The organism is Mesorhizobium delmotii (genome assembly GCF_900149755.1).
Taxonomy (GTDB): domain Bacteria; phylum Pseudomonadota; class Alphaproteobacteria; order Rhizobiales; family Rhizobiaceae; genus Mesorhizobium; species Mesorhizobium delmotii.
This window is the reverse complement of record NZ_FUIG01000054.1, coordinates 14,466-24,231: the sequence shown is the minus strand read 5'-3', so window position 1 is coordinate 24,231 and position 9,766 is coordinate 14,466. Positions and strand designations below refer to the sequence as shown.

The following is a 9,766-nucleotide window of genomic DNA, read 5'->3' as shown; positions in this document are numbered from 1 at the left end:
ATCCGGCGCAGCTCCCCGGCGGCTGCCAGGCGCTGCAGGGTTTTGTCCACGGCGGCGCGCGCGCCGAGATCGGCGAAGTCGCCGGGGGTCCAGACCTCGTCGGGTTTGGACTCAATGCGCGCAAGCAGGCGCGAGCGAAGATCGGTATCGGGCTCAACGATGGGCATGTCCGAAATATGCGACAAGTTTCGGACAAAGGCAAAATATGAGTCCGAAATATGCTACAATTTTCGGACACTCCGTGGCGTCCAAACTCCGAAAATGGAACTCGCATTTTCGCATTGAAGGATATGGCCCGAGCATCGAATGCCTCCTTCCGCAGGGCCGCGACATCATCCCGGTTGACTCTTAGCCAAGACGAGAACAAATGTAGAACATATCACAGGCTTTCCGCGTTTCAAGGGTCAGATGAGTGTATCGGCGCCCCCTGCTGCCATTTCCGAGCTTCGAGAACGCATCGCGCGCCTCGAAGGCGGAAATGCGCGCATCCGCACGGTTTTGCCGTTCGGAGTGGCCGCGATTGACAGCGTTCTGCCAGGAGGGGGATTGGCTTTTGGCGGTCTGCACGAGGTCGCGGGTGGTGGAAATGGCGCAGTCGATGGCGCAGCCGCGGCACTCTTCGCGGCCGGTATTGCCGCGCGCACGGCGGGCAAGGTGCTGTGGTGCGTTACCCGGCCCGATCTTTTCGCGCCGGCGATCGAACAGGCCGGCCTTCCTCCGGGACGGGTAATCTATGTCGAAGCCGGCGACGAAAAATCCGTTCTCGCCTGTTTCGAAGAGGGTCTTCGCGGAGGTTTTGGCGCTGTCGTTGCCGAGATTGCACGGCTTTCAATGACGGCGTCACGGCGGCTTCAGCTTGCCGCCGAAAGCTCCGGCGCCATCGGCATCGCCATTCGCCGCTGGCGGCGACAGACGGAGGCAACGGATTTTGGCCAGCCAACCGCCGCCGAGACACGCTGGCGGGTGTCGGTCCTGCCGTCGACACCATTGCCCGTTCAGGGGATTGGACGGGCGCGCTGGCACGTTGAGCTGATCCGATGCCGGGCCGGAGAGAGTGCGGATTTTATAGTGGAGGCTTGCGATGCCAAGGGTCGTATCGCTCTTCCTTCCGATGTGGCCGACAGACCGCTTCAGAAGGAAATCGGGCGACGCCGCGCCTCTGCCTGAGACGCCGCTCGTCCTTGTCGGCCGTGATGGTCGTCGCCGTGTCGTGCTCGCCACCGACGCGGCAGGGCAAACGGCCGGCCTGCGTATCGGCATGCCGGCGAGCAAGGCGCAGGCGCTCGTTCCGGGTCTTATCGTTCATGATGCCGAGCCCGAAGCCGACGAGATGGCGCTCGAGCGATTGGCGCTGTGGGCGCTGCGCCGCTACGCGCCGATCGTCGCTGCCGATCCGCCGGATGGCATCGTGATCGACACAACCGGCGCCGATCATCTGCATGGCGGCGAGGCGGCGATGCTTACCGATATAGTGGAGCGACTTGGCGCGTCCGGCTTCGCCGCGCGGGCGGCGGTCGCCGACACCTGGGGTGCCGCGCATGCGCTGGCCCGCTTCGGCGGGCCGCAGACCATCGTTATTCCATCCGGTGAGATCGCGCAGGCGATCCTACCTTTGCCGATCGCGGCGCTTCGCCTACCCGCCGTGACGATCGATGGTCTGCGTCGGCTCGGCTTCGAGAGAGTTGCCGACCTCGCCGCTACGCCACGCGCGTCGCTCGCGTTGCGTTTTGGACCGGAGCCCGGCCGCCGCCTTGACCAGGCCCTTGCACGGGTGAGCGAACCGATCGAGCCGATCCGGCCGGAGGAAATTGTCGAAGTGTGCCGCAATTTTGCCGAACCGATCGGCGCGCCAGAGACGATCGCCCGCTATACGGGCAAGCTGGTCGCTGAACTGTGCGCCTCACTCGAGACGCGAGGGCTTGGCGCACGCCGGCTCGATCTTCTGTTCTTCCGCGTAGACAATCGCATCGAGGCGATCCGTGTCGGCACAGCAATGCCGGTGCGTGACACGAAGCGCTTGACCCGGCTTCTCACAGATAAAATAGAAACTATCGATCCAGGGTTCGGCATCGAGCTGATGCGGCTTGCCGCGACCGTTGCCGAGCCGCTGCGGGCCAAGCAGATGATTTCCTCACTTGCCGAGGCGCCCGAGCCCGATGTGTCGGATGTGATCGACATCCTCGCCAACCGTGTCGGTGAGGAGCGGCTCTATCGCTTCGCCCCGGTGCAGAGCGACGTTCCCGAACGGTCGGTTCAACGCATTGCGCCGATGGCGCCCGATACCGGCGAGGGCTGGCCCGGCCATTGGCCGCGACCGTCACGGCTGCTGCCGCGGCCCGAGCCGATCGAGACGGTGGCGCTTCTCCCAGACCATCCGCCCGTGACCTTCACCTGGCGCGGGGTGCGGTGCCGTGTGAAGCGGGCGGACGGCCCTGAACGGGTTTTCGGGGAATGGTGGAAGCGCGACGCCGAGCTCGCGGCGGTGAGGGACTACTTCCAGGTCGAGGACGAGAACGGCGAACGTTACTGGGTCTACCGTGCCGGCGATGGCGAGGACGCCGCGACCGGATCGCACAAATGGTTCATGCACGGGATCTTCGGATGACTGGTAGGGCCCGATATGCCGAGCTGCAGGTGACCTCGCATTTCAGCTTTCTGCGCGGGGCGAGCAGCTGCGAGGAGCTGTTTGCGCAGGCTGCGCTGCTCGGCATTGAAGCACTGGCCGTCGTCGATCGCAATTCACTTGCCCCGATTGTGCGCGCACACGAAGCGGCAAAGACGACAGGCGTCCGGTTGATCGTCGGCTGCCGTCTCGATCTCGCCGACGGCATGTCGATGCTGGTCTATCCGATCGACCGCCCGGCCTATTCGCGGCTTTGCCGCCTACTGTCGCTCGGCAAGGGCCGGGCCGGCAAGGCGAAGTGTCACCTGGAATGGGATGATGTGGTCGCCTATGGCGAAGGTCTGATCGCGGTGCTCGTGCCGGACGAAGCCGATGAACTTTGTGCCGTCCGGCTGCGTCGGCTGCGCGATGCGTTCGGCGATCGCGCCTATCTGGCGCTCACCTTGCGCAGACGCCCGAACGACCAGCTCCGGCTTTACGAGCTGGCAAACCTGGCGACCGCGATGCGTGTGTCGACCGTGGTCACCAATGACGTGCTCTTCCACGAACCGGCCCGCCGCATGATGCAGGATGTCGTCACCTGCATCCGCCATAACGTCACAATCGACGACGCCGGCTTCCGGCGCGAACGTCATGCCGATCGCTATCTCAAACCAGCCGACGAGATGGCGCGCCTGCTCAGCCGTTATCCCGAGGCTCTGGCGCGCACGATCGAAATCGCCGACCGCTGCCGTTTCTCGATGGACGAGCTCGCCTACCAATACCCGGAGGAAAAGACCATGCCGGGGCTGACGGCCCAGCAGGCGCTGGAAAAGCTCACCTGGGAAGGTGCCGCCCGCCGCTATCCCGAGGGCGTGCCCGACAAGGTGGTCAAGATCCTGAAACACGAGCTGCGGCTGATCGAGACGCTTCAATACGCGCCGTACTTTCTCACCGTGAACTCGATCGTTCGTTTCGCCCGCAGCCGGGACATTCTTTGCCAGGGCCGCGGCTCGGCCGCCAATTCAGCCGTTTGCTACGTGCTTGGCATCACCGCCATCGATCCCGAACGCAACAACCTGCTGTTCGAGCGCTTCATTTCGCAAGAGCGACGCGAACCGCCCGACATCGATGTCGATTTCGAGCACGAACGGCGCGAGATCGTCATGCAGTGGGTCTATGAAACCTATGGCCGCGATCACGCAGCACTGTGTTCCACCGTCATCCGTTATCGCACCAAGGGTGCGGTCCGCGACGTCGGCAAAGCGCTCGGCCTGCCCGAGGACATGACGAAACTTCTGTCCTCGCAGATCTGGGGCCACGGCGAGGCTGTCGATGAACAGCGCGCGAGAGAGCTCAACCTCAATCTCGGCGACCGGCGACTGCGCCTGACCCTCGAGCTCGCGGCGCAGCTTGCCGGGACACCGCGGCATCTCTCGCAGCATCCGGGCGGCTTTGTCCTGACGCATGATCGTCTTGACGACCTCGTGCCGATCGAGCCGGCGGCGATGAAGGACCGCCAGGTGGTGGAATGGGACAAGGACGATATCGACGCCCTCAAATTCATGAAGGTGGATGTCTTGGCCCTGGGCATGCTTACCTGCATGAAGAAGTCATTCGATCTCCTGTCCGAGCACAAGGGCGTCACACTCGACCTGGCGACGATCCCGGCCGAAGATCCGCGCACCTATGCGATGATCAGGAAGGCCGACACACTCGGCGTGTTCCAGATCGAATCGCGCGCGCAGATGTCGATGCTGCCGCGCATGAAGCCGCGGACCTTCTACGACCTGGTCATCGAGGTCGCGATTGTCCGGCCCGGCCCGATCCAGGGCGACATGGTCCATCCCTATCTTCGCCGGCGCGATGGGACGGAAGAGGTGACGTTTCCGACACCAGAGCTCGAGCGCGTTTTGGGCAAGACGCTCGGCGTGCCGCTGTTTCAGGAGCAGGCGATGCAAGTCTCCATGGTCTGCGCCGGCTTTTCCGCCGGCGAGGCCGACCAGTTGCGGCGCGCCATGGCTACCTTCAAGCACACCGGCGGCGTCTCGAAATTCCGCGACAAGCTGATCAACGGCATGATCGCCAACGGCTACACCTCGGAGTTTGCCGAAAAGACCTTTTCGCAACTGGAGGGTTTTGGAAGCTACGGCTTCCCTGAAAGCCACGCCGCCTCCTTCGCCCTGATCGCTTATGCCTCGAGCTGGATGAAATGCTGGCATCCGGATGTGTTCTGTGCGGCGCTCTTAAACTCGCAGCCGATGGGCTTTTATCTGCCGGCCCAGATCGTGCGTGACGCCCGCGATCATGGCGTCGAGGTGCGCCCCGTCTGCGTCAATGCCAGCCGCTGGGATTGCACGCTGGAGCCGACCGATGTCGAAGATTGCTTCGCTGTCCGGCTTGGCCTGCGCATGGTGAAGGGTCTCGCCAATGATGACGCAGCCGCGATCGTCGCGGCACGGGCCGACGAGCCCTTCGCCTCGGTTGACGATCTTTGGCGCCGCGCCGGCGTGCCAGCGGCGTCGCTTGTGCAGCTCGCCGAGGCCGACGCCTTTCTGCCGGATCTGAACCTTGGCCGCCGCGATGCGCTCTGGGCGATCAAGGCGCTGCGCGATGAACCGTTGCCCCTGTTTGCGGCCGCCACGTCCCGTGAACAGAAGACCGTGCCGGAAATCCGCGAGCCTGTCATCACCCTCAGGCCAATGACGGCCGGTCGCGAGGTCGTCGAGGATTATGGCCATGTCGGGCTGACCTTGCGCAGCCACCCCGTCTCGTTCCTGCGTGCCGATCTTTGCCGGCGCCGCATCGTGACCTGTCAGGAAGCCATGCAGGCGCGAGACAGAAGCTGGCTCCAGGCCGCCGGCCTGGTGCTGGTCCGGCAGCGGCCGGGATCGGCCAAAGGCGTGATGTTCCTCACCATGGAAGATGAGACGGGCGCCGCAAACGTCGTCGTCTGGGTCAAGGTGTTCGAGAAATTCCGGCGCGTGCTTCTTTCGTCGGCCATGCTCGGCGTCCGCGGCCGCATCCAGAGGGAAGGGGAGGTGGTGCATCTCGTCGCCCACGAGCTGACTGATCTGTCGGCCGAACTGGCGAGCGTCGGAAATCGCGAGGCGCCGTTTCCGTTGCCGCACGGCCGCGGCGACGAGGCCCATCACGGCGGATTGGGGATTGATCCGCGGGGAATGCCGAAGGGCCGAAACATCGTCGATCCCTACGAGCACATCGACCGCATCAAGGTGAAGACGCGGGATTTCCGGTAAGCAAGAATGGACACGACCGCCACGATCCTCCATGCCGATCTCGACGCTTTCTACGCTTCGGTCGAGCAACTGCTGAACCCGTCGCTGCGCGGCAAGCCGATCGCCGTTGGCGGCGGTGTCGTGCTTGCCGCCTCTTACGAGGCAAAGGCTTTTGGCGTTCGCGGCGGCATGCCGGGACGGCGGGCGCGCGAGCTCTGTCCGCAGCTGATTTTCGTCGGCGGTCATTTCAAGGACTATCAGCGGCTGGGTGACGCTGCGATCGCCATCCTCGGCGACTACACGCCGCTCGTCGAACGGATTTCGATCGACGATGCTTTTGCCGATGTCGCGGGCTGCACGCATCTCTTCGGCTCACCGGCAGACATTGCAGCGACGATCCGACACCGGGTCCGCACCGAGCTCGGTCTGCCGATCTCGGTCGGCGTGGCGCGGACAAAACACCTGGCCAAGATCGCTTCGCAGGTCGCCAAGCCCGATGGCATGGTGCTGGTCGATCCGAAGACCGAACTGGAATTTCTCCACGACCTTCCAGTCGAGCTGATGTGGGGTGTCGGTCCCGTCACCAAGGCGAAGTTGACCGAGCAGGGCATTCTCACCATAGGCCAGTTGGCGAACACGCCGGGCCGCTCCATCGAACGCCTGCTCGGGACGGCCGTCGGCGAAAAGCTTTCGGCGCTGGCCTGGAACCGCGATCCGCGCGCGATCCGAACCCAACATCGTGCACGGTCGGCAGGAGCGCAGTCTGCGCTTGGCCGCAAGCCGGCCGTCGAAAGCGTGTTCAAGCCGGCGCTGCTCCATCTCGCCGACCGCGTTGCCTCGCGCCTGCGCGCGAAGTCTCTCGCCGGTAACACTGTCACAGTAAGAGTCCGGTTCGCGGACATGCGGGCCGTCACCAGATCGACGACGCTGGATGCACCGATTTCGGCGACGATGATGCTGGTCGAGATCGCAGAGGCATTGGTGCGTACGGCACTTGCCGATCATCCGCGGGAGCGATTGATCACGCTGTTGGCGGTATCGGTTTCACAGCTGAGAAAGCAGCCTGAAATCCAGCTTGATCTGCCGCTGGGGCTTCCGGACGAGAAGCGCAGGCCCGGGGCGAGAAAAGGCATCGCCCGCTGGGCCGCCGACCGCGCCATCGACACTATTCGCGACCGCTTTGGCCGTGATGCGGTCGGCTATGCGGCCACAGAGCTGGACGGTCCGCGCTCGGTCCCCGACGGATTCCGCGAATTGCCGAGAAGGAATTGTAAAGTGCGACGGCCTACCCCGCGCGGCGAATTTCCTCTCGCTTAGGAAGCTTCCAGTTCGGTCTCGGGAAATGACAGGTGTAGCCGTTGGGATAGCGCTCGAGGTAGTCCTGATGCTCCGGCTCGGCCTCCCAGAAATCGCTGACCGGCACCACCTCGGTCACGACCTTACCGGGCCAAAGCCCGGATGCTTCGAGATCGGCGATGGTGTCTTCCGCAACGCGCTTTTGCTCGTCGTCTGTATAAAAGATCGCCGAGCGGTAGCTCGCGCCGACATCGTTGCCCTGGCGATTGCGCGTCGTCGGATCATGGATCTGAAAGAAGAATTCCAGCAGATCGCGGTAGCTGGTCGTGTCTGGATCGAACACGATCTCGATCGCCTCGGCGTGGCTGCCATGATTGCGATAAGTGGCGTTAGGCACCTCACCGCCGGTGTAGCCGACGCGGGTGGAAATCACGCCGGGGTAGCGGCGGATCAGATCCTGCATACCCCAGAAGCAGCCGCCTGCAAGCACAGCGCGTTCGGTCGTCATGGTCTCTGACCTCCTGAATTTGGGTTCATCGCCAATATAGGCATTGTTGGCATCTTTTTTCAGTCGCAGGCCATTTGACACAAACGCGTCGCCCGATAGAGATTATCCTGAACAGCTAGCGCAGTGCGCGCCATGTCAGTCGAGACGATCATGGGCAAGTATAGAGAGCAACGCGAGCCACGTAGGCGTCGGTATGACGATGACCCGGTTTCCTTTTCGGAACGGGCTTCTGAGCCAAGCTACTTTCAGCGGCCCGCGATTGTGGCCGCAGACCCTGTCGACGCCGAGATATTGTGGTTCAATGCTAGCAAGGGTTTTGGCTTCGTCAAACTGTCGGACGGCACGGAGGCTTATCTCCACATCCGAGTGTTGGAGGCTGCCGGAAGCCGCGCTGTTTCCGAGGGAACACGTCTCAAGGTCGCGGTTGAACAAGGTCCAAGAGGTCGTCAGGTAGTGCACGTGCTGGAGATCAGCGATCAGATCGCGAAAACACCGGCAGATGCGCGCCTTGCTGGGGGGTCCATCGCCGGGAAGGGTGGTGCGCAGCTGGAGAGGCAGGGGACGGTCAAGTGGTACAATCCCGAAAAAGGCTTCGGCTTCATTGCTCCCGAAAACGGTGAGAAGGACGTCTTCGTTCATGCCACCGCGCTGACCCGCTCAGGGCTCAGCGTGCTGGTGGAGGGACAGAAGGTGATTGTCGAATGCGGGCAGGGCAAGAAAGGCTTGGAAGTCCGGAGCGTTCGCCTCGCCTAGAAGCCAATACGTTGGCCAAGGGCCAAATTGCCGCTCATACAAAGAAAAAGCCCACTGCCGGGAGGAGGTGGCAGTGGGCTCGATTTGAAATGCAGCGCGGGAGGAGGTGCACCGCATTCAGCGCCGGCATCGCATCTGGGAGGAGTAGATGGCCGACAAGAGGATCATATCGAAAGGCGTTGATATTGCAATGCACAAATTTCATATCGCATGTGCGAAGGCATTACCTGGGTGTAAGCATCGACATTGTCTCGAAAGATCCACCCACCAAATCGTTGCAATAGTTGGCGGCGAAAGTCCCGTGGTTTAGGCAGCTTAATCGGCATAGTTGCCGGCTCGGGATAAGATCCCTACGAGCATATCGACAGCATCAAGGTGAAGACCCGCGATTTCCGATAAAAGCTGCAGCTGATATACCGTCATCATGTGGTAGTCTGGCCCACATGACGACGCTTTATCTCAATTGGCGCGGAAGACGGTGAATCCGGCAAAGCCGAATAGAACGCATCCGCCGAAATGGATCGAGCCTCAGCTGACGCGCCTGGTCGACGAAGCGCCCAACGGCCCCGATTGGCTTCACGAAATCAAGTACGACGGATACCGCATGCACGCGCGGATCGACGGCAGCGACATCCGCTTGCTTACCCGCACCGGCCTCGATTGGTCGCATCGCTATCAAGCGACGATAGCGGCCCTCCGCGCGCTCCCGGTGAAAGAGGCATATGTCGACGGGGAGCTGTGCGCCGTTCGGGCAGACGGCGTCACCTCCTTCAGCCGCCTGCAGGCCGCTATGGACGAGGGCCGCACGGGCGACCTTGTTTTCTTTGCTTTTGATCTTCTGTTCCTCAACGGAGAAAGCATTGCGAAGCTGCCGCTCATTGATCGCAAGGCGCGACTGGAAGGCCTGTTTTCGACCGACATGCCCGGCCTGCGCTTCAGCGACCACGTCATCGACGACGGGCCTGCGTTCCGCAAGCATGCCTGCCGGCTTGCCCTCGAGGGTGCGATTTCGAAGCGGGTCGACAGCCCCTACGCATCCGGCAATCGCGGCTTGTGGGTCAAGTCAAAGTGTCTCAACAGGGAGGAATTCATTGTAATCGGCTGGACCGATCCGACTGGAAGCCGGCCGCGTATAGGCTCGCTGCTTTTAGGCTACTACACCGATGATGGTCGTCTCATGTACGCGGGCCGCGCCGGCACGGGCATCACGGTTGCAGAGCTCAAGCGATTGGCTCGCCGGCTTGGACCACTTCAGGCAGCTCGAATGCCCCTCGACGTTCCGCCGCCGCGCGCGAGCCGGTTCGGCTCGCCGCTTGAGCTGTCGCGGGTGCATTGGGTCAGGCCTGAAGTGGTGGTCGAGGTCACCTA

7 protein-coding genes are annotated in these 9,766 nt (G+C 62.8%); 6 read left to right on the top strand and 1 reads right to left on the bottom strand.

The features are described 5' to 3' along the window. The first annotated feature begins 408 nt into the window (after nt 1–408). Genes BQ8482_RS30505 through dinB form a run of 4 tightly spaced genes read left to right on the top strand, consistent with a single transcriptional unit; the run spans nt 409 to nt 7,158 of the window. A complete protein-coding gene (locus BQ8482_RS30505) occupies nt 409–1,167 on the top strand; it encodes an ImuA family protein (RefSeq protein WP_123150984.1) in 759 nt (252 codons plus the stop codon). Continuing rightward, nucleotides 1,082–2,605: a Y-family DNA polymerase gene (locus tag BQ8482_RS30500; RefSeq protein WP_123150983.1), complete on the top strand. Its 1,524-nt coding sequence runs from the start codon at nt 1,082–1,084 to the stop codon at nt 2,603–2,605. Before BQ8482_RS30505 ends, BQ8482_RS30500 begins: the two co-directional genes overlap by 86 nt. After that, nucleotides 2,602–5,862: an error-prone DNA polymerase gene (locus tag BQ8482_RS30495; RefSeq protein ID WP_123150982.1), complete on the top strand. Its 3,261-nt coding sequence runs from the start codon at nt 2,602–2,604 to the stop codon at nt 5,860–5,862. The genes BQ8482_RS30500 and BQ8482_RS30495 overlap by 4 nt, the downstream gene beginning before the upstream one ends. Before the next feature lie 6 nt (nt 5,863–5,868). Beyond that, on the top strand, nt 5,869–7,158 hold the full coding sequence (gene dinB, locus BQ8482_RS30490) for a DNA polymerase IV (RefSeq protein WP_123150981.1): 1,290 nt from the start codon (nt 5,869–5,871) through the stop codon (nt 7,156–7,158). On the opposite strand, the gene msrA is transcribed toward dinB, so the two are convergent. Further along, nucleotides 7,127–7,645: a peptide-methionine (S)-S-oxide reductase MsrA gene (gene msrA / locus BQ8482_RS30485; RefSeq protein WP_123150987.1), complete on the bottom strand. Its 519-nt coding sequence runs from the start codon at nt 7,643–7,645 to the stop codon at nt 7,127–7,129. The genes dinB and msrA overlap by 32 nt on opposite strands. 132 nt (nt 7,646–7,777) lie before the next feature. Here msrA and BQ8482_RS40180 point away from each other — a divergent pair, with 132 nt between their 5' ends. Both BQ8482_RS40180 and ligD read left to right on the top strand, forming a co-directional pair. Then, complete coding sequence (locus BQ8482_RS40180; RefSeq protein ID WP_280178884.1) at nt 7,778–8,398, top strand: cold-shock protein; 621 nt, start codon at nt 7,778–7,780, stop codon at nt 8,396–8,398. A 478-nt stretch (nt 8,399–8,876) separates the two neighbouring features. Further along, the coding region (ligD, locus tag BQ8482_RS30475) for a non-homologous end-joining DNA ligase (RefSeq protein ID WP_208867889.1) at nt 8,877–9,766 on the top strand (890 nt) is incomplete at its 3' end.

Coding starts and splice junctions, on each gene's coding strand:
- BQ8482_RS30500 (WP_123150983.1), top strand. CDS start 1,082: ATGCCAAGGGTCGTATCGCTCTTCCTTCCGATGTGGCCGACAGACCGC.
- dinB (WP_123150981.1), top strand. CDS start 5,869: ATGGACACGACCGCCACGATCCTCCATGCCGATCTCGACGCTTTCTAC.
- msrA (WP_123150987.1), bottom strand. CDS start 7,645: ATGACGACCGAACGCGCTGTGCTTGCAGGCGGCTGCTTCTGGGGTATG.
- BQ8482_RS30505 (WP_123150984.1), top strand. CDS start 409: ATGAGTGTATCGGCGCCCCCTGCTGCCATTTCCGAGCTTCGAGAACGC.
- BQ8482_RS30495 (WP_123150982.1), top strand. CDS start 2,602: ATGACTGGTAGGGCCCGATATGCCGAGCTGCAGGTGACCTCGCATTTC.
- BQ8482_RS40180 (WP_280178884.1), top strand. CDS start 7,778: ATGTCAGTCGAGACGATCATGGGCAAGTATAGAGAGCAACGCGAGCCA.